Source organism: Streptomyces seoulensis (assembly GCF_004328625.1).
Taxonomy (GTDB): domain Bacteria; phylum Actinomycetota; class Actinomycetes; order Streptomycetales; family Streptomycetaceae; genus Streptomyces; species Streptomyces seoulensis.
Genome location: NZ_CP032229.1, coordinates 1,916,348 through 1,940,982, shown reverse-complemented (window position 1 = coordinate 1,940,982; position 24,635 = coordinate 1,916,348). Strand labels below are relative to the sequence as shown.

Here is a 24,635-nt window from a genome sequence, read left to right as displayed (position 1 = left end):
GATGGTGCGGGTGAGCGGCGCTCCGCAGGACGTGGCCCGGCGGCTGCGGGAGGGGATGGCGGCGGGCGTGCTCTCCTTCCCGCTCACCGCCTTCCACGAGGACGGCACCCTCGACCGCGAGGGCTGCCGCGCCCATGTGGCCGACCGGCTCGCCGCCGCGCCCGGCGCCCTCTTCCCGGCCTGCGGCACCGGGGAGTTCTTCTCCCTGGACGAGGACGAGTACCGCCAGGTCGTCACGGTCGCTGTCGAGGAGGCGGCCGGGCGGGTCCCCGTCGTCGCCGGTACCGGCTACGGCTGGGCGCAGGCCGCGCGCTTCGCCCGGATCGCGGAGGAGGCCGGGGCGGACGCCCTGCTGGTCCTGCCGCACTACCTCGTCGCCGCCCCGCAGAGCGGGCTCGTCGCTCAGCTCACCCAGCTCGCCGCCCGCACCCGGCTCCCGCTCATCGCCTACCAGCGGGACCAAGTCGCCTACACCGTGGACTCGTTGCGGCACATCGCCCGCATCCCGAACGTCATCGGGCTCAAGGACGGGCACAGCGACCTCGACCGCCTCCAGCGGCTCACCCTGGCCGCGCCCGAGGGGTTCCTGTTCTTCAACGGCGCCGCCACCGCCGAGGTCCAGGCCCGCGCCTACACCGCCGTCGGCGTACCCGCGTACTCCTCCGCCGTGCACGCCTTCGCCCCCGAGATCGCCGGCGCCTTCCGCACCGCCCTGCGCGCCGGGGACGAGGACACGGCCGACCGGCTGCTGCGCGGCTTCTACGTCCCCTTCGTGGAACTCCGCGACCGGGTCCCCGGATACGCCGTCTCCCTGGTCAAGGCCGCCGCCCGGCTCAGGGGAGCGCGCGTGGGACCGGTGCGGGCGCCCCTGGCCGACCCCTCGGCCGCCGACCTCGCCGCCCTCAAGGACGTGCTCGCCGCCGGACTCGACCTCGTGGGAGCCGCCCTGTGATCCCGGAGCTGACCGTCACCGAGGTGCGCCTCACCCCGGTCCTGGTGGCCGACCCGCCGCTGCTGAACACCCAGGGCGTGCACCAGCCTTACACCCCCCGGCTGATCGTGGAGGTGGTCACGGCGGGCGGGGCCACCGGACTCGGGGAGACGTACGGCGACACCAAGTACCTGGAGCTGGCCCGCCCGCTCGCCGAACGGCTCGTCGGGCGGTCGGTCACGGATGTGAACGCGCTGTTCTCCCTCGACCTCGCGGTGGACGAGAGCCGGGTGCGGGGCGCGGTCGACGCGGGCGGGCTGCGCGGGGTGCAGAGCGCCGACAAGCTCCGGCTGTCCGTGCTCTCCGCCTTCGAGGTCGCCTGCCTGGACGCGCAGGGGCGGGCGCTCGGACTGCCCGTGCACGCGCTGCTGGGCGGCAGGCTGCGGGACTCCGTCGAGTACAGCGCCTACCTCTTCTACAAGTGGGCCGCGCATCCCGGGGCGGCCCCGGACGAGTGGGGTGCCGCGCTCGACCCGGCCGGGGTGGTCGCGCAGGCCCGCGCGCTGTCCGAGCGGCACGGGTTCTCCTCCTTCAAGCTCAAGGGCGGGTTCTTCGCGCCGGAGGAGGAGACCGAGGCGGTACGCGCCCTCGCCGAGGCGTTCCCCGGGCGGCCGCTGCGGCTCGATCCCAACGGGGCGTGGTCGGTGCCGACCGCGCTGAAGGTGGCGGACGAACTCGGGGGCCTGCTGGAGTACTTGGAGGACCCGGTACTGGGCACCGACGCGATGGCCGAGGTGGCCGCGCGGACCGGGGTGCCACTGGCCACCAACATGTGCGTGACCACGTTCGGGGAGATCAAGGAGGCGTTCACCCGGGACGCCGTCCAGGTGGTGCTCTCCGACCACCACTACTGGGGCGGGCTGCGCAACACCGGGCACCTCGCGGCGGTCTGCGCGGCCTTCGGGGTCGGGGTGTCCATGCACTCCAACACCCACCTCGGCATCAGCCTCGCCGCGATGACCCAGGTCGCGGCCACCGTGCCGAACCTCCACCACGCCTGCGACTCCCACTACCCGTGGCAGGCCGAGGACGTGCTCACCGAGCGCGTCCCGTTCACCGCCGGCCACGTCACCGTCTCCGACCGCCCCGGCCTCGGCGTCGAACTCGACCACGACGCCCTCGCCCGCCTCCACCACCGCTGGCTCCACGACGACGGCACCTTCCGCGACCGCGACGACAGCGCCGCGATGCGGGTCGCGGACCCGGACTGGCAGACCCCGGTGATGCCCCGCTGGTGACCCCCCGCGCGACCCCGCGAGCCCCCTGGAACCATCGGGTTCCGGCCGCCGAACCCTCGGTCACCGGCCGGTCGGTGGTGCACACTGGCCAGATCCGCACCACGTCAGGGAGCCCGCACTGATGCCGTCCCACGCGATCGCCGGAGAGGAAACCGGAGGCGACCCGGAGCACCTCACCCGGACAGCGCGCCACCAGGCCCAGGTCGACCCGCTCGCCGCGCTGCGCGCCCCCGGCGATCCGCCCTGGGACGTCTACCTCACCGGCACCGTCTTCCTGGACATCGTCTTCACCGGCCTGGACACCGCCCCCGTGCGCGGTACCGAGTCCTGGGCGCGCGGGATGGGCTCCAGCCCCGGCGGGGTCGCCAACATGGCCGCCGCGCTGGCCCGCCTCGGCCTGCGCACCTCGCTGGCGGCGGCCTTCGGGGACGACCACTACGGGGAGTACTGCTGGGACGCGCTCGCGCGGGGCGAGGGCATCGACCTCACCCCCTCGCGCACGGTGCCCGGCTGGCACTCGCCGGTCACCGTCTCCATGGCGTACGAGGGGGAGCGCACGATGATCTCCCACGGCCACGAGCCGCCCCCGGAGGAGCCCGCGCCGGACTGCCCGCCGCCCGCGCGTGCCGCCGTCGCCTCGCTCACGCCGGGCCGCCGTGCGCCCTGGATCGCGCAGGCCGCCCGTGAGGGCACCCGGATCTTCGCCGACGTCGGCTGGGACGACACCGGTGCCTGGGACCTGGCCGGGCTGGCCGACCTGGAGCACTGCGAGGCGTTCCTGCCCAACGCGGAGGAGGCGATGCGCTACACCGGCTCCACCTGCCCCAAGGCGGCCGCGCACGCCCTCACCGAACACGTACCGGTCGCGGTCGTCACCCTCGGCGCGGAGGGGGCGTACGCGGTGGACCGGCGTACCGGCGAGACCGCCGAGGTGCCCGCCATCGCGGTGGAGGCCCTCGATCCCACCGGCGCGGGCGACGTCTTCGTGGCCGGTTTCGTCACCGGCACCCTCGCCGGCTGGCCCCTCGCCGACCGCCTCGCCCTCGCCGGCCTCACCGCCGCCCTCTCCGTCCAGGAGTTCGGCGGCTCCCTCTCCGCCCCCGGCTGGTCCGAGATCGGCGCCTGGTGGCGCCGCGTGCAGTCCCTCGACACCCAGAACCCGGCGGCCCTGCGCCGCTACGCCTTCCTTGACCCCCTCATCCCCGCCCACCTCGACCGCCCCTGGCCCCTCCGCCGGGCAGTCCCGACCATCGGCTTCGGCCGCAACGCGTAAGCCTCCGGCGGACCGGCCGGGATTCGCCGCCGGCCCGGCGCCCAGGCGGCCCGCCGAAGCAGCGGCCACACGGCCCCACCTCGCCCGGCCGCGCCGGCCCGCCACCGCTGGTCCCACGTACCGGAGCACGCCGGACATCCGCGCCGAGACCCACGACCGCCGCCCGCAGGCGCCTGGCACCAGCTGGGCCCCTACGGTGCCAGCACCCTCACCCGCCAAAGCACCGCACCGTTGCCCTTCACACCGACGCCACCCGACCTCCCCGTCACCCGAGACGCCGCCCCCGCCCCGGTGCCCCACCGGACCGGCGTTTCTCGCCCGCCACTGCGGATCACCCCCCAACCTGCCGAAGCGCCGCAGGCACCCGCGCTCGACGCGAGACCTGCACCCTCCAGTCCGGCCCCGCCGACACCCCTCCTCCCCCGCCAAGGCGCCGCAGGCACTCTCGTGGGTGAAAAGCACTGCGGGGTTGACGGGGGTGCGGCGTAGGCTTGAGGAGCCGAGGCCCCCGTCGGGGGTGGCCGGGATGAGGAGGAATCGCAGGCCATCAGTGCCGGCCCATGACTCAGACACCGACAGCTCACACCTCCGCGCAGGACCAGGCGAGAGCACGGATCAGCGTTCCCGCACAGCACCCGATGGTGACCGTGCTGGGCTCCGGCGACTCCCTCCTGCGCGTGATCGAGAAGGCTTTCCCGGCGGCCGACATCCACGTCCGGGGCAATGAGATCAGCGCGGTCGGCGAACCGGCGGAAGTCGCCCTGATCCAGCGTGTGTTCGACGAGATGATGCTGGTGCTCCGCACCGGGCAGCCGATGACGGAGGATGCGGTGGAACGCTCGATCGCGATGCTCAGGGCGAGCGACAACGGCACGAGCGACGGCCCCGAGACCCCGGCCGAGGTGCTGACGCAGAACATCCTGTCCTCGCGCGGCCGCACGATCCGCCCCAAGACCCTGAACCAGAAGCGCTACGTCGACGCCATCGACAAGCACACCATCGTCTTCGGCATCGGCCCCGCCGGTACCGGCAAGACCTACCTCGCCATGGCGAAGGCCGTGCAGGCGCTCCAGTCCAAGCAGGTCAACCGCATCATCCTGACCCGCCCCGCGGTCGAGGCCGGCGAACGGCTCGGCTTCCTCCCGGGAACCCTGTACGAGAAGATCGACCCGTACCTGCGCCCGCTCTACGACGCCCTGCACGACATGCTCGACCCCGACTCCATCCCCCGCCTGATGGCGGCGGGCACGATCGAGGTCGCCCCGCTGGCGTACATGCGCGGCCGCACCCTGAACGACGCCTTCATCATCCTGGACGAGGCCCAGAACACCAGCCCCGAGCAGATGAAGATGTTCCTCACCCGGCTCGGGTTCGACTCGAAGATCGTCATCACCGGTGACGTGACCCAGGTCGACCTCCCCGGCGGCACCAAGAGCGGTCTGCGGCAGGTGCAGGACATCCTGGAGGGCGTCGAGGACGTGCACTTCTCCCGTCTCTCCTCCCAGGACGTCGTCCGGCACAAGCTGGTGGGCCGTATCGTCGACGCGTACGAGAAGTACGACAGCCACGAGGCCGCGGGCAAGACCGGGGCCAAGGGCTCCAAGGGGAAGTAGACCAGCACGACCATGTCGATCGACGTCAACAACGAATCCGGCACCGAGGTGGACGAGCAGGCGGTGCTCGACATCGCCCGCTACGCGCTCGCCCGGATGCGCATCCACCCGCTCTCCGAACTGTCGGTGATCGTCGTGGACGCCGACGCCATGGAGCAGCTCCACATCCAGTGGATGGACCTGCCGGGACCGACGGACGTCATGTCGTTCCCGATGGACGAGCTGCGCCCGCCGGGCAAGGACGACGAGGAGCCCCCGCAGGGCCTGCTCGGCGACATCGTCCTGTGCCCGGAGGTCGCGGCCCAGCAGGGCAAGGACGCGCCCACCGAGCACTCCATGGACGAGGAGCTCCAGTTGCTCACCGTCCACGGCGTGCTGCACCTCCTCGGCTACGACCACGAGGAGCCGGACGAGAAGGCCGAGATGTTCGGCCTCCAGGCCGCCATCGTCGACGGCTGGCGGGCCGAGCGCGGCCTGACCGGGCCGTCGCCGGCGCCGACCGTCTCGTAGGGCGGCCGGTACCCGAATGAGTCCGCAGATCGTGATCGGCGCGGTCGCGCTGATCGTCGTGGCCTGGCTCGCCGCCTGCGCCGAGGCGGGCATCGCCCGCGTCTCCAGCTTCCGCGCCGAGGAGGCCGTCAAGTCCGGCCGTCGGGGCAGCGCCAAGCTGGCGCAGGTCGCCGCCGACCCCACCCGCTATCTCAACGTGGCCCTGCTGGTGCGCGTCGCCTGCGAGATGGCCGCCGCCGCCCTCGTCACCTACGCCTGCCTGCGCGCCTTCGACGCCACCTGGCAGGCGCTGCTGGTCGCCATCGCGGTGATGGTGCTGGTGTCGTACGTCGCCGTCGGCGTCTCCCCCCGCACCATCGGCCGCCAGCACCCCCTGTCCACCGCGACCGCCGCCGCCTACGTGCTGCTGCCGCTGGCCCGTGTCATGGGCCCGGTGCCCTCGCTGCTGATCCTCCTCGGCAACGCGCTCACCCCCGGCAAGGGCTTCCGGCGCGGCCCCTTCGCCTCCGAGGCGGAGCTGCGCGCCATGGTCGACCTCGCCGAGCAGGAGTCGCTGATCGCCGACGAGGAGCGCCGCATGGTGCACTCCGTCTTCGAGCTGGGCGACACCCTGGTCCGCGAGGTGATGGTGCCGCGCACCGACCTCGTCGTCATCGAGCGGTACAAGACCATCCGGCAGGCCCTCACCCTCGCCCTGCGCTCCGGTTTCTCCCGCATCCCGGTGACCGGGGAGAGCGAGGACGACATCGTCGGCATCGTGTATCTGAAGGACCTGGTCCGCAAGACGCACATCAACCGCGACGCCGAGAACGACCTGGTCTCCACCGCGATGCGCCCCGCCGTCTTCGTCCCGGACACCAAGAACGCGGGCGACCTGCTGCGCGAGATGCAGAAGGAGCGCAACCACGTCGCCGTCGTCATCGACGAGTACGGCGGCACGGCCGGGATCGTCACCATCGAGGACATCCTGGAGGAGATCGTCGGCGAGATCACCGACGAGTACGACCGTGAACTCCCGCCCGTGGAGGACCTCGGCGAGGGCCGCCACCGGGTCACCGCCCGCCTGGACATCACCGACCTCGGCGAGTTGTACGGCCTGGAGGAGTACGACGACGAGGACGTGGAAACCGTAGGCGGACTGCTCGCGAAGGCACTGGGCCGCGTGCCCATCGCCGGCGCGAGCGCCGAGGTCGAACTGCCCGATGAGCGACGGCTGAAGCTGACCGCCGAGGCCGCCGCCGGTCGCCGGAACAAGATCGTGACGGTACTGGTCGAGCCCGCCGGGGTCCCGGCGCGGGAGGAGAGCACGGAATGAAGCCCCAGGAGCTGCGCGCCCTCTGCCTGTCCTTCAACGCGGTGGAGGAGGAGTTCCCCTTCAACCCGGACACCTCGGTCTTCAAGGTGCTGGGCAAGATGTTCGCCCTCGCGGCACTGGACGCGCGGCCCCTGACGGTCAACCTCAAGTGCGACCCGGAGGACGCCCAGCGCCTGCGGGCCGACCACGAGGGCCTGATCGTGCCGGGCTACCACATGAACAAACGGCACTGGAACACCGTCACGGTGGACGCCGACCTGCCCGACGCCCTGGTGAAGGAACTGATCGAGGACTCCTACGACCTCGTCGTCGCGGGCCTGCCGAAGTCCGAGCGCCTGAGACTCGACCGCCCCTGAAGACCCCTACGGGTACGAGGCGGGCCCGTGTCAACGGCGCGCGCGGCCGCGTGGAGCACACGGCCGCGCGTAGCGCGATCACCCGGATCCTGGACTGAGGTCAGGCCCGTGCGGGGCGCAGTCCGAGGGCGATCAGGGTGGCCGCGGCGAGGACGATCGCCGCGGACAGTCCGGCCACCGTGTGAACGCCGGCCAGCAGGTCGCCGGAGGTGGTGGCCACCACGCCCAGCAGGGGCACGCCGAGCGTGAGGCTGACCTGCTGGGTGGAGGTCACCAGGCCGGTGGCCAGGCCCTGTTCGCCGTCCGAGACCCCCGAGGTGACGGTGAGGCCGTACGAGACGATCGCGCCGAGGTGGCACATGCTGGCCAGGGACACGGCGGTCACGGCCAGCCACACCGACCGGCCGTCGGCGCTCAGCGGCAGCAGGGCGGCGGTGAGGAGCCCCTGCCCCGCCAGCGAGCCGGCCAGCGTGCGCCGGGCGCCGAACCGGCCGATCACCCTCGGCGCGCAGACGCCCGCCACCGCCGACAGCACGCCCTGCACCCCGAAGACCAGGCCCGTCTCGAACGCCGACAGCCGCAGCACCTCCTGGAGGTACAGGGTCAGCGCGAACACCACGGCCGACATCATCGAGAAGGTGACCAGCCCGCCCAGGTTGCCCCACGCCACCGTGCGGCGGCGCAGCATCGGCAGCGAGACCAGCGGCGCGGCCGTACGGGACTCGATCACGGTGAACGCGGTCAGCAGCGCGAGCCCCGCCACCAGGGCGGTCAGCACGTCCGCCCGGCCGAAGCCCTGGGCGGCGGCGGTGGACAGGGCGTAGATCAGCGACAGCAGCCCGGCGGTGACGGTGACCGCGCCCGGCACGTCCAGCCGGGGCCGCTCGGGGGTACGGGACTCGGGCAGCAGACCCGGCGCGAGCGGCAGCACGATCAGCGCGAACACGGCCAGCAGCGCCATCGTGGAGCGCCAGCCGAAGGCGTCGGTCAGCGCGCCGCCCGCGATCATGCCGGTGGTGAAGCCCAGCGACAGCAGCGTGCCGGAGATGCCGAGCGCGCGGTTGCGGGCCGGGCCCTCGGGGAAGGTCGTCGTCAGCAGGGACATCCCGGTCGGTACGATCGCCGCCGCGCCGAGCCCCTGGAGGGCGCGGCCGGTGAGGAAGGACGCCGGGTCCCAGGCCATCGCCGCCAGCACCGAGGCGGCGCCGAACAGGGTGAGCCCGGTCAGGAACAGCCTGCGGCGGCCGAAGAGGTCGCCGACGCGGCCGAACAGCAGCAGGAACCCGCCGGACGGCAGCGCGAACGCGGTGACCGCCCACTGCAGCGCCGTGCGGCTCATGCCGAGGCCGTCGCCCAGCTCGGGCAGCGCCACGTTCAGCACCGAGAAGTCGAGCGCGACCATGAACTGGGCCGCGCACAGCACGAACAGCACGAGCCGGTCCCGCGCCGAGAGCCGGACGGGCCCGACGGGCAGGTCGGTAGGGGGAGTTACGGGGGCTGGGGTGTCGATCGCCATGGCAAAGAGCTTCCGGCGGCCGGAAGAAACGTGGGGAGTCGGAACTTATGGTGGTGGTGGCACCACCAGACACGGCGACGAGGGGGACCGGGACGTGGCTGCGACGGCGAGCGTGACGAGCATGCCGAGAAGTGAACGGCGCACCGAGCTGCGGGAGTTCCTGGTGTCCCGGCGCGCCCGGATCACCCCGCAGGAGGCCGGCCTCCCGCTCGGCGGACCCCGGCGCCGCACCCCTGGGCTGCGCCGGGAGGAGGTCGCGGTGCTGGCCGGGGTGAGCGCGTCCTGGTACCAGTGGCTGGAGCAGGGTCGGGACATCTCCGTCTCCCCGCAGGTGCTGGACGCGGTCTCGCGGGTGCTGCGGCTGAGCGCCGCCGAGGTGCGGCACCTGTACCTGCTGGCCGGCCTCAACCCGCCCGCGTCCGAACGCGTCTCGGCCCGCCGGGACATGTGCGACGGGCTGCGGCGGCTGATCGACACCTGGATGCCGTATCCGGCGCACATCATGGACCGCTACTACAACTGCGTGATGTACAACGCGGCGGCGACCGCGGTGTTCGGCATGGGGGAGGACTCCACCCCGCGCAACTGCCTGGTCGACTTCTTCGCCGACCCGCTGTTCCGCAGCCGCACGCTGAGCTGGGAGACCAACGCGCGTACGGTCGTCGCGCAGTTCCGGGCGGCCTGCGCGGCGCATCCCGAGGACGAGGGGTTCCGGGCGGTGCTCGCCGAAGTGAGCGCCCTGAGCCCGGAGTTCAACGCGCTGTGGGCCGAGCGGGACATCGAGGACCAGGGGCAGATCCGCAAGGAGCTGATGCATCCCCGCGCCGGGCTGCTGGCCGTGGAGTCCACCGCCATGCGGGTGCCCGCCCGGCCCGACCTGCTGATCGTGCTGCACACCCCGCTGCCGGAGGCGGACACCGCGGCGAAGCTGGAGTGGCTGGCGAACGGGTCCGACGGGGTTCGTATGCTCGGGGCATGAGCGAGAACGAGCTTGACCCCGAGGACCGCAAGATCGTGACCCTGGCCCGGTCGGTACGGGCCCGCAACGGCGTCCCGGAGGGGGCCGCTGTGCGGGACTCGACGGGACGGACTTACGCGGCCGGAACGGTGTCCCTCCCCTCGCTCCGGCTCAGCGCGCTGCGTACGGCTGTCGCCATGGCGGTGGCGTCCGGAGCGGAGTCCCTGGAGGCAGCGGCGGTCGTCAGCACGGCGGAAGCTGTCCCGGCGGAGGACCTGGCCGCGGTGGCCGACCTCGGGGGCGCGGGCACACCGGTACTGCTCGCCGGTGCGGACGGTGTCGTCAGGTCGACCGTCGCGACCGGCTGACGGCAGCGGTCCGGGGACCGGTCACAGCGCGTCCGGTCCCCGTTCCCCCGTCCGTACCCGCACCACCGTCTCCACCGGTACCGACCACACCTTGCCGTCGCCGATCTTGCCGGTCCGCGCGGCCTCCACGATGGTGTCGATCGCCTGCTCGGCCACCGCGTCCTCCACCACCAGTTCCAGGCGGACCTTGGGGACGAGGTCGACCACGTACTCCGCGCCCCGGTAGACCTCGGTGTGACCGCGCTGGCGGCCGTAGCCGCTGGCCTCGGTGACGGTGAGGCCGTCGATGCCGAGGTCGCGCAGGGCGGACTTCACCTCGTCCAGGCGGTAGGGCTTCACGACGGCGGTGATGAGCTTCATAGGGGGCTCTCGGCTTTCCGGACAGGGGCGCCATGGCCCAGGACCCCGTGATCGTAGGCCGTCTCGGCGTGCACCGTAAGGTCGAGCCCGGTGCGCTCCTCGTCCTCGCTCGCGCGCAGGCCCAGCGTGCGGTCCAGCAGCCTGCCGAGCCCGTACGTCACCGCGAAGGCGTACGCGGCGACCGCGAGGACGGCGACGAGCTGGCGGCCCAGCAGGGCGAGCCCGCCGCCGTACAGCAGGCCCTGCGGGCCGCCGGTCATGGCCTTGTCCGCGAACAGGCCGATCAGCAGCGTGCCGATCACCCCGCCGACCAGGTGGACGCCGACGACATCGAGGGAGTCGTCGTAGTCGAGCCTGAACTTCCAGCCCACCGCGTACGAGCAGACGACACCGGCGGCCAGGCCGACCGCGAGCGCCCCCAGCAGCGAGACGGTCCCGCAGGACGGGGTGATGGCGACCAGCCCCGCGACCGCGCCCGAGGCGGCGCCCAGCGTGGTGGGGTGGCCGTCCCGCTTCTGCTCGACCAGGAGCCAGCCCAGCAGGCCGGTGCAGCCGGCGGCCATGGTGTTGAGGAAGGCGGCCGCGGCGAGCCCGTTCGCGCCGAGCGCGGACCCGGCGTTGAACCCGAACCAGCCGAACCACAGCAGCCCGGCACCGAGCATGACCATGGGCAGGCTGTGCGGCCGCATGGCGTCCTTCTTGAAGCCCAGCCGGGGGCCGAGCACCAGACACAGCGCGAGTCCCGAGGCGCCGGACGTGATCTCGACCGGCAGACCGCCCGCGAAGTCCAGCGCGCCCAGCTTCGCGCCGATCCACCCGCCGGGACCCCACACCCAGTGCGTGACCGGAACGTATACGAGCAGCGTCCACACCGGCACCAGCACCAGCCACGCCCCGAACCGGGTGCGGTCCGCGACCGCGCCGCTGATCAGGGCGGCCGTGATGATCGCGAAGGTGAGCTGGAAGGTGGCGAAGAGCAGGGTGGGGACCGTGCCGTGCAGGCTGGACGGGGTCAGACGCGCCATCCCCGCGTTCTCCAGCCCGCCCAGCAGGCCCCCGCCGAGGTCGTCGGTGAAGGCGAGCGAGTAGCCGGCCGCCAGCCAGACCACGGTGACCAGGGCTATGGACACGAAGCTCATCATCAGCATGTTGAGCACGCTCTTCGCGCGGACCATGCCGCCGTAGAACAGGGCCAGGCCCGGTGTCATCAGCAGCACCAGGGCGGTGGCGGCGAGCAGCCAGGCGGTGTCACCGGTGTCCGCGTGCGCGGCGGCGAGGGTCACGGGCGTCTCCAGTGATCCGGGGGAGCGGGCTCGTCAGAGGGTCACGGGTGCGCGTTTCCGGTCGCCTACAGGGGCGTTTCCAGCAGGTTTCGGCCCGTGCGGGCGCCCGGAGACGCCGGTTGCGGGGGTGCGGCGGACGCCCGTGCGGCACGGGCTCGCGGATCAGGGAGAATGGTCGGCATGAGCGTTCGTACCCAGTCATCCGAGCGGTCGGGCGAGAACGCCCACCGCGCAGGCTTCGCGTGTTTCGTGGGCCGTCCCAACGCGGGCAAGTCCACCCTCACGAACGCTCTGGTCGGGCAGAAGGTGGCCATCACCGCCGACCAGCCGCAGACCACCCGGCACACGGTGCGCGGCATCGTGCACCGGGACGACGCCCAGCTGATCCTGGTCGACACCCCCGGCCTCCACAAGCCGCGCACCCTGCTGGGCGAGCGGCTCAACGACGTGGTGCGCACCACCTGGGCCGAGGTCGACGTGATCGGCTTCTGCCTCCCGGCGAACGAGAAGATCGGCCCCGGCGACCGCTTCATCGCCAAGGAGCTGGCCGGGATCAAGAAGACCCCCAAGGTCGCCATCGTCACCAAGACCGACCTCGTCGACTCCAAGACCCTCGCCGAGCAGCTCATCGCCATCGACCAGCTCGGCAAGGAGCTGGGCTTCGAGTGGGCCGAGATCGTGCCGGTCTCCGCGACCGGCGGCAAGCAGGTGGGCCTGCTGGCCGACCTGATCGTGCCGCTGCTCCCCGAGGGCCCCGCGCTCTACCCCGAGGGCGACCTCACTGACGAGCCCGAGCAGGTCATGATCGCGGAGCTGATCCGCGAGGCCGCGCTGGAGGGCGTGCGCGACGAGCTGCCGCACTCCATCGCCGTCGTCGTGGAGGAGATGCTCCCGCGCGAGGACCGCCCGGCCGACAAGCCGCTGCTCGACATCCACGCCAACGTCTACATCGAGCGGCCCAGCCAGAAGGGCATCATCATCGGCCCCAAGGGCAAGCGGCTGAAGGACGTGGGCATCAAGTCCCGCAAGCAGATCGAGGCCCTGCTCGGCACGCCCGTCTTCCTCGACCTGCACGTGAAGGTCGCCAAGGACTGGCAGCGCGACCCCAAGCAGCTGCGCAAGCTCGGCTTCTGAGGCCGCTCCTCTCTTGACCGTTCAGCCGCGCTGCGCCCGCAGCAGCTCCCGGTACCAGCGGTACGACGCCTTCGGGGTCCGCCGCAGCGTGGCGAAGTCCACGTCCACCAGGCCGAAGCGGCGGGCGTAACCCTCGGCCCACTCGAAGTTGTCCAGCAGCGACCACACGAAGTAGCCGCGCACGTCGACCCCTTCGGCGAGCGCGGCGTGGACCGCGCGGACATGGCCGTCCAGGTAGGCGATGCGGTCCTGGTCGTCCAGCCCCTCGTACGAGCAGCCGTTCTCGGTGATGACGAGGGGCGGGAGCCGGTCGCCGTACCGGTCGCGGAGCCCGGTCAGCAGGCCGGTCAGCGCCTCGGGGACGACCGGCCAGCCGAAGTCGGTCACCGGGACGCCCTCGAACTCCCGCAGTGAGAAGGGTAGTTCGGCGGGCAGCGCCACCCCGCCGAACTCGGTGGGCTCCTCCTGCGGGGCGCCGACCCTGGCCGGGGCGTAGTAGTTGATCCCGTACCAGTCCAGCGGCTCCGCGATGATCCGCAGATCGTCCTCGGCTCCCTCGGGCATCAACGCAGCCGTGCCGTCCGGGTATTGGCCCAGCAGGATCGGGTCCGCGAAGAGGCGGTTCAGAAGCAGGTCGTAGAAGACGGCCGCCTCCACGTCCGCCGGGTCGGCGGAGGCGGGCTCCACGGGGGAGTGGGAGTTGGCGACGCCGATGTTCGTCACCCCGGCCGCGCGCAGCGCCCGTACCGCCAGGCCGTGCGCGAGGAGCTGGTGGTGGGCGGCCGGGAGCGCGTCGAAGAGCAGGGCCTTGCCGGGGGCGTGGGTGCCGAGTGCGTGGCCCAACAGGGTGTGCTCGGCGGGCTCGTTGAGGGTGATCCAGCGCGGCACGCGGTCCCCGAGCCGGTCCGCGACAGCGGAGACATGGTCCGCGAACCGGTACGCGGTGTCCCGGTCCAGCCAGTCGAGCCCGGCCGGCAGATCCCAGTGGAACAGCGTCGGCACCGGCTGGACCCCCGCCTCGCACAGCGCGTCCACCAGCCGGTCGTAGAAGTCCAGCCCGCCGGGGGAGTTCACGCGCGGCCAGGAGACCGAGAAGCGGTACGCGTCCACGCCGAGATCGGCCAGCAGGGCCACGTCCTCCGGGTAGCGGTGGAAGTGGTCGCAGGCCACGGCGGCCGTCGAGCCGTCCTTCACCCGGCCCGGCTCGGCGGTGAACACGTCCCAGACGGAGGGTTCGCGCAGATCGGCGGCGCCCTCGATCTGGTGCGCGGAGGTCGACACCCCCCACAGGAAGCCGTCGGGGAAGCGGGGGAGAGGGCCGTACGCGTCCGTCACCATGGGCCGGATCATCCGCACCCGGCCCCCGCCGCGTCAACGCCCGCGTCAGCCCCCCTCCTTCAGGCGCCCTCCTTCAGCACCCGTGACACCAACTCCCTTTGCGCCTCGGTCAGTCGGGGGTCGGCCGCGTGGACGGTGCGGCCGTCCACCGTGATCTCGTAGTGGAAGCCGTCCGGGACACCCGCCACCGGGGTGGCCGGGGCGGCGGTCAGGGCCTGGTCGGCCAGGGTGCGCCACTCCGCCGCGTCGGGGAGCCCGGAGGTGTCCACCTCCGCCTGCCGCTCGATGCCCGCGAAGCCGCCCGTACGCCGTACTTGGATACGCATGGCCCCAGTGTCCGGCACGGCGGCTACAGCGTCTCCACCCCCACTTCCTCCCACGCCTTCTCCACCGCCTGGAGTTCGCCGCCCGCGCCGAACCGCTCGCGGGCGGCCTTCACGGTCAGCGTGGCGAAGTCGGCGAACTGGGCGTCCTCCTTGAGCTTGCCGCCGGTCAGCACGTCGTACCAGATCTGGCCGGTCTTCTCCCAGGCGTAGCCGCCGATCGCGGTGGCCGCGATGTAGAAGGCGTGGTTGGGGATGCCGGAGTTGATGTGGACGCCGCCGTTGTCCCGGCCGGTGTGCACGTAGTGCTGCATGTCGGCGGGCTGGGGGTCCTTGCCGAGCACGTCGTCGTCGTAGGCGGTGCCCGGGGCCTTCATCGAGCGCAGGGCCTCGCCCTGGACGCGCGGGGCGAGCAGTCCGGCGCCGATCAGCCAGTCCGCGTCGGCGGCGGTCTGGCGGAGCGTGTACTGCTTGATCAGCGAGCCGAACACGTCGGACAGCGACTCGTTGAGCGCGCCGGACTGGCCGAAGTAGGCGAGGTTGGCGGTGTACTGCGTGACGCCGTGGGTGAGTTCGTGGCCGATGACGTCGACCGGGATGGTGAAGTCGAGGAAGATCTCGCCGTCCCCGTCGCCGAACACCATCTGCTCGCCGTTCCAGAAGGCGTTGTCGTAGTCCTTGTCGAAGTGGACCGTGGCGTTGAGCGGGAGGCCCTGGCCGTCGATGGAGTGGCGGCCGTACACCTTCAGATACAGCTCGAAGGTGGCGCCCAGGCCCGCGTAGGCCCGGTTGACGGTGGCGTCGGAGCCCGGCTCGGAGCCCTCGGCGCGGACCTTCTTGCCGGGGAGGTCCTGCTTGTGCCCGGCGTCGAAGATCGTGCGCTCCGGCTGGTCCCCGCCGGAGCCGGCGGGCGCGGTGGCGGCGGCGGGCTGCCCGCCGATCACGGTGGTCAGCCGGCGGCGGGTGCGCTCCAGCGCGTCCCGCTCCAGCGAGCGGCGGGCCGGGCCGGACAGTGCCGGGTCGGAGTCGCGCGCGAGCTTGTCGAGGAGGTGCGGCGGCACGATCGTGCAGAAGACGGGCTCATGGCCCCCGTTGGTCGTCATGCCAATAAATGGTCGCACCGGGCGATGTCAAAGTCACTACCTGTAACCGTGATGGATGAAATACCGTGATATCTCTCGTCACTCCCCGTCACCGAGTGGTATGAAGCCTCATCAGGGGCCCGCGTCGGCCGTCCCGGTTCCGCATGCTGATACGCCCCCGCGAGCCCGGCGGGCCTCGGCTAGGCTGCACAGCATCATGCGTTTCGGGCTGCTTCTCCTTAGCTGCCGCGGCGAGGGCCTGTAAGCAAGGCCGACTCCCTCCCCGCGGTGCTATTGGCGTTGCGTCGTCGGCCGTCCCAAGGACTTTCCGAGGAGCCCACGCGATCATGGCGAACCGCCAGCAGCCCAGTTCCATGCCGTTCCAGCGCTACGGCCAGTACGAGCAGGTCGACATCCCCGACCGCACCTGGCCCGGCAAGCGCGTCACCGCAGCCCCCCGCTGGCTCTCCACCGACCTGCGCGACGGCAACCAGGCCCTGATCGACCCGATGTCGCCCGAGCGCAAGCGCCGGATGTTCGACCAGCTGGTCAAGATGGGCTACAAGGAGATCGAGGTCGGCTTCCCCGCCTCCGGCCAGACCGACTTCGACTTCGTGCGCTCCATCATCGAGGAAGAGGGCGCGATCCCCGAGGATGTGACGATCTCCGTCCTCACCCAGGCCCGCGAGGACCTGATCGAGCGCACCGTGGAGTCCCTGAAGGGCGCCCGCCGCGCCACCGTCCACCTGTACAACGCCACCGCGCCCGTCTTCCGCCGGGTGGTCTTCCGGGGCTCCAAGGAGGACATCAAGCAGATCGCCGTCGACGGCACCCGCCTGGTCGTGGAGTACGCGGAGAAGTTGCTGGGCCCGGAGACCGAGTTCGGGTACCAGTACAGCCCGGAGATCTTCACCGACACCGAGCTGGAGTTCGCGCTGGAGGTCTGCGAGGCGGTGATGGACGTCTACCAGCCCGGTCCGGGCCGCGAGATCATCCTCAACCTGCCCGCCACCGTGGAGCGTTCGACCCCGTCCACGCATGCCGACCGGTTCGAGTGGATGCACCGCAACCTCTCCCGCCGCGAGCACGTCGTGCTGTCCGTGCACCCGCACAACGACCGGGGCACCGCCGTGGCCGCCGCCGAGCTGGCGCTGATGGCCGGCGCCGACCGCGTCGAGGGCTGCCTGTTCGGGCAGGGCGAGCGCACCGGCAACGTCGACCTGGTCACCCTGGGTATGAACCTGTTCTCGCAGGGCGTCGACCCGCAGATCGACTTCTCCGACATCGACGAGATCCGTCGCACGTGGGAGTACTGCAACCAGATGGAGGTCCACCCGCGCCACCCGTACGTGGGCGACCTGGTCTACACGTCCTTCTCCGGCTCCCACCAGGACGCCATCAAGAAGGGCTTCGACGCCATGGAGGCCGACGCGGCCGAGCGGGGTGTCGGCGTGGGCGACCTGGAGTGGGCGGTGCCGTATCTGCCCATCGACCCCAAGGACGTCGGCCGCTCCTACGAGGCCGTGATCCGGGTCAACTCGCAGTCCGGCAAGGGCGGTGTGTCGTACGTCCTGAAGAACGACCACAAGCTGGAGCTGCCGCGCCGGATGCAGATCGAGTTCTCGAAGATCATCCAGGCCAAGACGGACGCCGAGGGCGGCGAGATCACCCCGCGCGACATCTGGGCCGCCTTCCAGGACGAGTACCTGCCGAACCCGGAGAACCCCTGGGGCCGCATCCAGGTTCGTACCGGCCAGTCGACCACCGACACCGACGGCGTGGACACGCTGACCGTGGAGGCGACGGTGGACGGCGCCGACACCGTGCTGACCGGTAGCGGCAACGGTCCGATCTCGGCGTTCTTCGACGCGCTGCAGTCGGTCGGCGTGGACGTACGCCTGCTGGACTACCAGGAGCACACGATGAGCGAGGGCGCGTCCGCGCAGGCCGCCTCCTACATCGAGTGCGCGGTCGGCGACAAGGTGCTGTGGGGCATCGGCATCGACGCGAACACGACACGTGCGTCGCTGAAGGCGGTCGTGTCCGCGGTGAACCGCGCGACCCGCTGACCCCGCCCCGACCCGGCGCTTCGCCGCCCCGGCCGCTGTCCACGGCGGCCGGGGCGGCGTCGTCTTCCGGCCAGGGAACGCCGCAGGTCACGGACCGGTCTCGCCCGGAGGGCTGACTAGGGCCGCGTGATGTGGCTAACATCACGCCAGCGCGGCGATGGGGCCGCGTGGTGACGTGCGGAGGTGCGACGTGCTGCCAGTACGGGGACGAGACGGCCGAGCCACCGGGTTCGTGCGGCACCTCCTGGGCTCCCGCACCGCCTGGACGCCCCAGGGCGACGGGGAGTTCTTCTGCCCCGGCTGCGGCGGCGACCGCAACTACCAGCGCCTCACCGGCCGCACCCGTCTCACCGTGCTCGGGGTGCCCGTGCTGGCGCGCGGGACGACCGGGCCGGTCGTGGAGTGCGCGTCCTGTCTGCACCGCTTCGGCGTCGAGACGCTCGACCACCCCACCACCCGCCGGCTCTCCGTCCTGCTCCGCGACGCGGTCCACGCGGTGGCCGTCTCGGTGCTGGCCGCCGGGGGCAGCGGATCGCGGGCCGCGCTGGAGGCGGCCGCCGAGACGGTCCGCGCGGCGGGCTGCGAGGAGGACGCGGCGGAACGCCTCGCCATGACCCTCGACGGCGGCGACCCCCGCCCCGCCCTGACCGCCCTCGCCCCCCACCTGGCCGCGCCGGGCCGCGAGTCCCTCCTCCTGGACGCGGCCCTCATCGCCCTCGCCGACGGCCCCTACACCCCCGCCGAACACACCGCCCTCACCGTGGCCGGCGAGGCCCTCCTGCTCCCCGCCGAGGTGGTGGAACGGGTTCTGACGGCAGCCCGCATGCCGTCCTGACCAGGGCAGGCGTGACGCGGGAGCGTCCTCGGCGTTGAGCATCGCGGTCTCTTAAATGGAGGACGACGATGACCACTGCCGAGCAGACCCTCGCGGACCGGCTGGGACTCACGGCCGGACAGCTCGTGCGCGAGACGGGCTGGGACGAGGACAGCGACGACCGCCTGCGCGCGGCCGTGGAGGAGTGGACCGGCGACGCCCTGGCCGACGAGGACACCGAAGGCGCCGCCGACCTCGTACTGCTCTGGTGGCGCGAGCAGGACGGCGACCTCTTCGACGGCCTCATCGCCGCCCGCGGCGACCTCGCGCCCGGCGGATTCATCTGGCTCCTCACCCCCCGCCCCGGCCGCGACGGCCACATCGACCCCGCCGACATCACCGAAAGCGCCACCTCCGCAGGCCTCACCGCCCACCCCCCGCTCCCCCTCTCCCCGTCCTGGACAGGCACCCGCCTGGAGGTGCGCGGGGGGACCGCCGCGTAAGATCACCGGCGGGGGCCGCCTGCCGGCATGGGCGGGGTTTCCGGTTCAGGGTGAGCAGACGCGTGGTGCGACGCGGTTCCACCGGAACACCTGGAGAACCGTATGCGCCGTCCCTTCGTGCTGGCCGCCGCCGTCGCGCTGCTGTGCGCGGGCTGTGCCACCGCCGACGCCGAGGACAAGTCCGCGAGTGCCTCGCCCGCTCCCGATCCCGGCTCCGTCGTCCGCGCGGCCGTGGCCGGGACCCGTGCGGGGACGGCGCGGATCGACGAGACGATAGAGCTCGGGGCCGCCGGAGACGAGTACCGCTTCGGCATCGCGGGCGGCTTCGACTTCGGCGCCGACCGGGGACACCTCACGGTCGACCCGCCCTGGGGCGCGGCGAGCACCGACGAGGTGTTCACCGACGGCAAGGTCTTCGCCAGGGGCAGCGCGGGGATCGCCGCGAGCACCTGGGCGAGCGTGTCCCGCGAGAAGGCCGAGGCCCACTACCTGCTGCGCGCCCCGCTCAACGACCCGCAGCACGTCATGCGTCAGGTCGCCGCGATGCGCCAGGTCTCCGACGAGGGCAGCGAGACCGTCCACGGCGTGCGCGCCAGGCACTACCGGGGCACCCTCGACCACCGCACCCTCACCCTGCGCATGGCGGCGGACGTGCGGAAGCAGCTCGGCGACGCCCGCCAGCGGTTGGGCGCCGACCTGCCCGTCTTCGCGGACGCCTGGGTCGACGCCCGGGGCCGCCTCGTAAAGACCCGCCTGGCCGTGAACCTGGGCGGTGTCGAGGCGACCGCGACGATGAACCTCACCGACCTCGGCAAGCCGGTGCGCGTGACCGTCCCGGACCCGGCCGACACGGTGCCGGGCGAGCTGGTCAAGAGCCCGGTGGCGGGCTGACCGGCCCTACCGTTCGCTGCCCTCGCCCAGGGCGCTGTCGGTGATGTCGCCTCCGGTGGCGATGGCGTCGCGGGAGGCGTGGACGTCGGACCGGGTGCGGCGGGTGGGGGTGGGTGGGGTGTGGGGGCCGGTGACCTTGGAGTGGGGGCCGAGGGCGGAGCCGGTGATGTTGCCTCCGGCGGCGACGGCGCCCCGGCCGGCGCGTACCCGGCGGCCCGGGGTGGGCGTGCCGCCCAGTGCGAGCACCGAGACCACCAGCGCGGCCAGCGCCACCACCGCGCCCACCACGCTCGCGGCCTGACCGGCGGTGTCCAGGTCGGCCAGCACGGCGACCAGGACCAGCCCGAGGGTGGCCGCGCCCGCCACCACGGCGGTCACCCATGTCCATGTCCGCGCCATCACATGCCCCCGCCCTCGGTCGACAGGAACATGTTCACGCAACCCGGCGGGTGGCGCTACGTTTTACCGCACCTGCGCCAAGTCGGTTATGGGGCAGGGCACTTCGAGGTGGACGGGGGAGCGGCGTGGGCGGGACGGGGCACACCGGCGGTCCGCGATGAAGCCCCCTGGACGGCGGTGGGGGCGCCGTGAGGAGGACGCGCCACGTGCCGGGTCCGGGCACGTGAGCGTGGGGCGCGGGGGCGTCGGTGCCGGGGGCGGCATCGAGGGGAGCGCGCTCGGGGAGAACAGCCGGGTCGCCAACGTCCACTTCCACGAGGCCCCGGCCGTGCCGACGGCCGTGGCGTGGCCGGTGGAGATCGGTCCGGTCCCGGTCCTGGCGTCCGCGTTCCAGCCCCGGCGCGAGCTGCGTGAGCGGGTGGAGGGGGCGCGGGCGAAGGGCGGGACGGTCGTCCTGACCCAGGTCCTCTCCGGAGGCGGCGGCGTCGGCAAGACCCAACTCGCCGCCGCCTGCGCCTCGGACGCGGTGGCCGAGGGGTACGACCTCGTGGTGTGGACGGCCGCGACGGAGGCCCAGCAGGTCATCACCCAGTACGCGCAGGCCGCCGCCCGGGTGGGCGTCGCGGGCGGTGAGCCCGAGGCGGACGCCCGCCTGTTCCTGGAGTGGCTGGCGACCACCTCCCGGCGCTGGCTGGTGGTGCTGGACGACGTGACCGACCCGGCCGTCCTCACGTCCTGGTGGCCCGCGAGCCGTACGGGGTCGGACTGGGTGCTGGCCACGACCCGGCTGAAGGACGCGCGGATGACGGGGGGTGGGCGGACGCGGATCGACATCGACGTATACACCCCGGGGGAGGCGCGTACGTTCGTCGAGGCCCGCCTCAGGGGCGAGGGCATGGAGCACTTGCTGGACGAGCAGGTCGCCGAACTCGCCTCCGCGCTGGGCCACTTACCCCTGGCCCTGAGCCACGCCACCGCCTACATGGGCAACGAGGAACTGACCTGCACGGCGTACCTGGCCCTCTTCACGGACCACCGCACCTCCCTGAAGGAGGCCCTCCCCGAGGCGGCCGACACCGAGGGCTACGGCCGCCAGATCACCACCACCCTGCTGCTGTCCCTGGAGGCCGCCCAGGCGACGGACACGACGGGCTTCGCCACGACGGCACTGCGCCTGGTGTCCCTCCTGGACCCGTCCGGCCACCCCCACGCGCTCTGGTCCGCCCCGCCCCTTCTGAACTGCCTGAGCCCCCGGGAGGCGACTCCCGCCCAGGCCCACAAGACCTTGCGACTCCTGCACCGGTACGCCCTGCTCACCTGCGACACCCGGGCGGAACCCCGTGCGGTCCGTGTCCACGCGCTGACGGCTCGGGCGGTACGGGAGGGGATTCCGGAGGCGCGGCTGCCCGAGCTGGCCAAGGCGGCGGCGGACGCGCTCACGGACATCTGGCCCGACCCCGACCAGCTCCGCCCCGATCTCGCCGCCACCCTGCGCGCCAACACGGACGCCCTCGCGGACCACGCGGCCGACTGTCTCTGGGACTCCGCGCCTCATGCCGTTCTCGGCCGTGCCGGGGAGAGCCTGAGCAGGGCGGGGCTCGTGGCGCCCGCCCTCGCCCACTGGCAGCGGACGGCTGCCGAGTGCGAACGGCGGCTGGGGCACGAGCACATTCAGACCCTGACGGTGCGCAGCGCCCTGGCCACTGCCTACGCGGACGCCTGGCGGGTCCCGGAGGCGGCCGGCCTTCAGGAGCGGGTGCTCGCCGACTGCCGGCGGCTGCTGGGGGACCAGCACCCTCTCACCCTCGGAGTCCGGAACAACCTCGCGATCTCCTACGGCAGGACCGGCCGCGCCGAAGAGGTCGCCGACCTGCTCGAGCGCCTGGTCGCCGACTGTGAGCGGCAGTTCGGGCCCGAGCACCCCCACACCCTGACCGCTCGGAACAACCTGGCCAGTGCGTACCGGGAGGCGGGGCGGGTTGTGGAGGCCGTCGGTCTGCAGAGGCGGGTGATCGCCGACAGCGAGCGGCTGTTGGGAGCCGAGCATCCCGACACCCTGGGCGCACGCCTCAACCTCATCAACTGCTACTGGCAGTCCGGCATGGTGGCGGAGGCGGGCGGGCTGCTGACACGGTTGCTGGCCGACTGCGAGCGAGTGCTCGGCGCAGAGCACCCCGAGACCCTGAACGTCCGTGGCCACCTCGCCTATTACCACTGGCGCGCCGGGCACGTGGAGAAGGCCGCCGGTCTGCTTGAGGCACTGGTGGCCGACCGGGAACGGCTGATGGGTGCCGACCACCCCGAGACGTTGACGGGCCGCGGCAACCTCGCCGTCGCCCACTGGGAGGCCGGGCGAAGGGAAGAAGCCCTCACGCTCCTGCGGCGGGCCGTGGCCGATCTCGACCGCGTGCTGGGCAGCGGACACTCCGACACCGTGGGCGCCCGCAGCACCTTGGCGCGCTATGAACGTGAACTCCCCGACGATCACTGAATCGGGTGGCATATGCGGATTTTGCTATGCCTTCGTGACTTTTCGCCCCATCCTGAAGGTGCCATCAGGGCGAGATCACGGAGGACTTGGAAGCATGACCACCACCGCGCAGGACGTCATCTCGGTCAAGCTTGAGCGCGCGTTCGACGCTCTCGACGCCGACAGTGACGGGTATCTGGCCTGGAGCGACTACGAGAAGCTCGGCGACCGGTACATCCAGGCGTACCGGCTCGACAGGAACGACCGGCGGGCCAGGGCGATCCAGGCGTTCTGCCAGATCTCCTGGCTGGAGCTGCTGCGGCACGCGGGGGTCGACGGCGACCGGCTCACAAGGGAGCAGTTCGTCACCGCCAACCGCCTCGCCGTCATCGACACCAGCCGCCTCAACGTGATGGAGGGCGGCGGCCACGCCATCTTCGACGTCATCGACGTGGACCAGGACAACGAGATCAGCAGGGCCGAGTTCGAGCGCTTCCTGCGGGACGTGTGGCGCAGCGGGGCGCCGGACGCGATGGAGTCGTTCACCAGGCTGGACACCGACGGGGACGGCTCGATCTCCCGCCAGGAGTTCATCCGTGCCGTCCGCGAGCACTTCCTGTCCAACGACCCCGACGCGCCCGGCAGCATGTTCTTCGGGCAGGTCTGACCTAGGACCCGGCCTAGGACTTCCGGCCGTTACGCCGCCCCCGCATCCCGCTCTACCGTCCCGGCATGGATGACACCGGAGTACTGGACGAGGCGTTGGAGCGGCTGCACGGGGCGGGGCCGGAGCGGAGGGGCCGGCTGACCAACCACGCGCCCATGGCCGTGGAGGCGTTGGTCGCGCGAGGGCAGGCGGGGGGCGTGCACCGGTGGGTGGGCCGGTACGCGGGGAAGCTGGAGGAGTTCCCGGCCGGGGTTGAGCGGGTGACCGACGCCAACTGGGCTTCCGCGCTGGGGGATGCGCGCAGGGTCGCCGACTGGGTCGGGTACTTCCAGGGGGAGGTGGGGGAGCGGGGGTGGCGTGAGGTACTTGCCGTGTGGTGGCCAAGGCTGCTGCCCGGCATGTACGGGGGGTCCACGCATCCGGTGATCCGGGTCGGCCACGCGGTGCGGACACTGCTGGCGGGGGAGACCGGACCACGGGTGAACGAGCTTGCGCACGGGCTGGGTTACTGGGCCGCTCGGCACCGGCCCGTAGCCGGGCTCACCCCGCTGCCCGGTGCGGACAGCGCCGCCGCCGCGCTGGAGGCGGTACGGCCCATCGCGGTACGGGACGGCGGCTTCCCCGCGCGGCTGGACCGCCTCACGGGCCTGCCCGTCTGGGCGGCGGACGTCACCGAGCCGGAGGAGGCCCACCGCAGCCTCACCGACCTCGTACGGGCCGCCACCCACCGGTACGCCACGCACGCCCACGGCGAGCCCACGATGCTGGTGCACGCGGCGACGGCCCCCAACGCGGTACTCCGCACCCTGCCCGCGCTCCCGAGAGACCTGTGGGTCCCCAGCATGCGCGCCGCGTGGACGGCCTCAGCGGCGGTCACGGCGATGTACGCCCCCGACGAGCCGGCCGCCTACGCCCCGCCGGGCCCCCTCGCCCCCGAGGAACTCTCCGAGCGAGCCCTCGCCCACGGCGACGAGCACGTGATCAAACTGACGGACACGGCACTGGACGTGGGCGACGAGCGTGCCTGCGCGGCGGCGCTGCGGGCGCTCGAACTGAGCGAGCCGCTGGTCTAGCGCGTGGGTGTCGACCGCTTGCGCCGGGCCGCCCGGTTACCGGCGAGCAGCACGGCGAACAGGGCGCAGAAGCCGGCCGAGGAGACGATGA

At 72.4% G+C, this 24,635-nt stretch carries 24 protein-coding genes; 17 read left to right on the top strand and 7 right to left on the bottom strand.

The annotated features are described in order from the left end of the window. Position 1 precedes the first annotated feature (1 nt). The 7 genes from D0Z67_RS09105 (at position 2) to D0Z67_RS09075 (ending at position 7,296) form a co-directional block, all read left to right on the top strand. Positions 2-952, top strand: coding sequence for a 5-dehydro-4-deoxyglucarate dehydratase (locus D0Z67_RS09105; RefSeq protein WP_031179606.1), 951 nt, complete (start codon positions 2-4; stop codon positions 950-952). After that, a complete protein-coding gene (locus tag D0Z67_RS09100) occupies positions 949-2,229 on the top strand; it encodes a glucarate dehydratase family protein (RefSeq protein WP_031179607.1) in 1,281 nt (426 codons plus the stop codon). The genes D0Z67_RS09105 and D0Z67_RS09100 overlap by 4 nt, the downstream gene beginning before the upstream one ends. Positions 2,230-2,347: 118 nt before the next feature. After that, complete coding sequence (locus D0Z67_RS09095; RefSeq protein ID WP_031179608.1) at positions 2,348-3,502, top strand: carbohydrate kinase family protein; 1,155 nt, start codon at positions 2,348-2,350, stop codon at positions 3,500-3,502. Between the two features lie 560 nt (positions 3,503-4,062). Further along, positions 4,063-5,115, top strand: a complete 1,053-nt coding sequence (locus tag D0Z67_RS09090; RefSeq protein WP_078873070.1) for a PhoH family protein — start codon at positions 4,063-4,065, stop codon at positions 5,113-5,115. Positions 5,116-5,127: 12 nt separating this feature from the next. Continuing rightward, entirely contained in the window at positions 5,128-5,625 is a 498-nt protein-coding gene (gene ybeY, locus D0Z67_RS09085; RefSeq protein ID WP_031179610.1) for an rRNA maturation RNase YbeY, read from the top strand. A gap of 16 nt (positions 5,626-5,641) precedes the next feature. Next, the gene (locus D0Z67_RS09080) at positions 5,642-6,940 is read left to right on the top strand and encodes a hemolysin family protein (RefSeq protein WP_031179611.1); all 1,299 of its coding nucleotides are present in this window, start codon (positions 5,642-5,644) and stop codon (positions 6,938-6,940) included. Next, positions 6,937-7,296 (top strand): MmcQ/YjbR family DNA-binding protein, encoded by a 360-nt coding sequence (locus D0Z67_RS09075; RefSeq protein WP_031179612.1) that lies wholly within the window; start codon positions 6,937-6,939, stop codon positions 7,294-7,296. The genes D0Z67_RS09080 and D0Z67_RS09075 overlap by 4 nt, the downstream gene beginning before the upstream one ends. 100 nt (positions 7,297-7,396) lie before the next feature. On the opposite strand, the gene D0Z67_RS09070 is transcribed toward D0Z67_RS09075, so the two are convergent. Next, a complete protein-coding gene (locus D0Z67_RS09070; protein ID WP_031179613.1) occupies positions 7,397-8,812 on the bottom strand; it encodes an MFS transporter in 1,416 nt (471 codons plus the stop codon). Between the two features lie 121 nt (positions 8,813-8,933). On the opposite strand from D0Z67_RS09070, the gene D0Z67_RS09065 reads away from it, so the two are divergent. Continuing rightward, positions 8,934-9,791, top strand: coding sequence for a helix-turn-helix transcriptional regulator (locus D0Z67_RS09065; RefSeq protein ID WP_031179614.1), 858 nt, complete (start codon positions 8,934-8,936; stop codon positions 9,789-9,791). After that, complete coding sequence (locus D0Z67_RS09060; protein WP_031179615.1) at positions 9,788-10,138, top strand: cytidine/deoxycytidylate deaminase family protein; 351 nt, start codon at positions 9,788-9,790, stop codon at positions 10,136-10,138. Before D0Z67_RS09065 ends, D0Z67_RS09060 begins: the two co-directional genes overlap by 4 nt. Before the next feature lie 21 nt (positions 10,139-10,159). On the opposite strand, the gene D0Z67_RS09055 is transcribed toward D0Z67_RS09060, so the two are convergent. Next, positions 10,160-10,498: a P-II family nitrogen regulator gene (locus D0Z67_RS09055; protein ID WP_031179616.1), complete on the bottom strand. Its 339-nt coding sequence runs from the start codon at positions 10,496-10,498 to the stop codon at positions 10,160-10,162. Then, positions 10,495-11,781, bottom strand: a complete 1,287-nt coding sequence (locus tag D0Z67_RS09050; RefSeq protein WP_031179617.1) for an ammonium transporter — start codon at positions 11,779-11,781, stop codon at positions 10,495-10,497. The genes D0Z67_RS09055 and D0Z67_RS09050 overlap by 4 nt, the downstream gene beginning before the upstream one ends. A 180-nt stretch (positions 11,782-11,961) precedes the next feature. Here D0Z67_RS09050 and era point away from each other — a divergent pair, with 180 nt between their 5' ends. Beyond that, positions 11,962-12,915 (top strand): GTPase Era, encoded by a 954-nt coding sequence (gene era / locus D0Z67_RS09045; protein WP_030814808.1) that lies wholly within the window; start codon positions 11,962-11,964, stop codon positions 12,913-12,915. Between the two features lie 21 nt (positions 12,916-12,936). On the opposite strand, the gene D0Z67_RS09040 is transcribed toward era, so the two are convergent. The 3 genes from D0Z67_RS09040 to D0Z67_RS09030 are packed head-to-tail and all read right to left on the bottom strand — an operon-like array spanning position 12,937 to position 15,679. Further along, complete coding sequence (locus D0Z67_RS09040; RefSeq protein ID WP_165507341.1) at positions 12,937-14,265, bottom strand: GH1 family beta-glucosidase; 1,329 nt, start codon at positions 14,263-14,265, stop codon at positions 12,937-12,939. Between the two features lie 47 nt (positions 14,266-14,312). Further along, on the bottom strand, positions 14,313-14,579 hold the full coding sequence (locus D0Z67_RS09035; RefSeq protein WP_031179619.1) for a protealysin inhibitor emfourin: 267 nt from the start codon (positions 14,577-14,579) through the stop codon (positions 14,313-14,315). A 23-nt stretch (positions 14,580-14,602) separates the two neighbouring features. Then, a complete protein-coding gene (locus tag D0Z67_RS09030) occupies positions 14,603-15,679 on the bottom strand; it encodes a M4 family metallopeptidase (RefSeq protein ID WP_031179620.1) in 1,077 nt (358 codons plus the stop codon). A gap of 326 nt (positions 15,680-16,005) precedes the next feature. On the opposite strand from D0Z67_RS09030, the gene leuA reads away from it, so the two are divergent. From leuA to D0Z67_RS09005, 4 genes are all read left to right on the top strand, one after another. Then, positions 16,006-17,727 (top strand): 2-isopropylmalate synthase, encoded by a 1,722-nt coding sequence (gene leuA, locus D0Z67_RS09020; RefSeq protein WP_031179621.1) that lies wholly within the window; start codon positions 16,006-16,008, stop codon positions 17,725-17,727. Positions 17,728-17,917: 190 nt separating this feature from the next. Further along, a complete protein-coding gene (locus D0Z67_RS09015) occupies positions 17,918-18,562 on the top strand; it encodes a hypothetical protein (RefSeq protein WP_031179622.1) in 645 nt (214 codons plus the stop codon). A 68-nt stretch (positions 18,563-18,630) separates the two neighbouring features. After that, positions 18,631-19,044, top strand: coding sequence for a DUF3052 domain-containing protein (locus D0Z67_RS09010; RefSeq protein WP_037774437.1), 414 nt, complete (start codon positions 18,631-18,633; stop codon positions 19,042-19,044). Positions 19,045-19,146: 102 nt separating this feature from the next. Then, positions 19,147-19,935 (top strand): SCO4651 family lipoprotein, encoded by a 789-nt coding sequence (locus D0Z67_RS09005; RefSeq protein WP_051887492.1) that lies wholly within the window; start codon positions 19,147-19,149, stop codon positions 19,933-19,935. 6 nt (positions 19,936-19,941) lie between these two features. On the opposite strand, the gene D0Z67_RS09000 is transcribed toward D0Z67_RS09005, so the two are convergent. Further along, the gene (locus tag D0Z67_RS09000) at positions 19,942-20,313 is read right to left on the bottom strand and encodes a hypothetical protein (protein WP_051887493.1); all 372 of its coding nucleotides are present in this window, start codon (positions 20,311-20,313) and stop codon (positions 19,942-19,944) included. Between the two features lie 244 nt (positions 20,314-20,557). Here D0Z67_RS09000 and D0Z67_RS08995 point away from each other — a divergent pair, with 244 nt between their 5' ends. The 3 genes from D0Z67_RS08995 (at position 20,558) to D0Z67_RS08985 (ending at position 24,544) form a co-directional block, all read left to right on the top strand. Then, positions 20,558-22,825: a tetratricopeptide repeat protein gene (locus D0Z67_RS08995; RefSeq protein WP_234312630.1), complete on the top strand. Its 2,268-nt coding sequence runs from the start codon at positions 20,558-20,560 to the stop codon at positions 22,823-22,825. Between the two features lie 94 nt (positions 22,826-22,919). Beyond that, positions 22,920-23,471, top strand: coding sequence for an EF-hand domain-containing protein (locus tag D0Z67_RS08990; RefSeq protein WP_031179627.1), 552 nt, complete (start codon positions 22,920-22,922; stop codon positions 23,469-23,471). Between the two features lie 65 nt (positions 23,472-23,536). Continuing rightward, a complete protein-coding gene (locus D0Z67_RS08985) occupies positions 23,537-24,544 on the top strand; it encodes a questin oxidase family protein (RefSeq protein ID WP_031179628.1) in 1,008 nt (335 codons plus the stop codon). Positions 24,545-24,635: the final 91 nt, after the last annotated feature.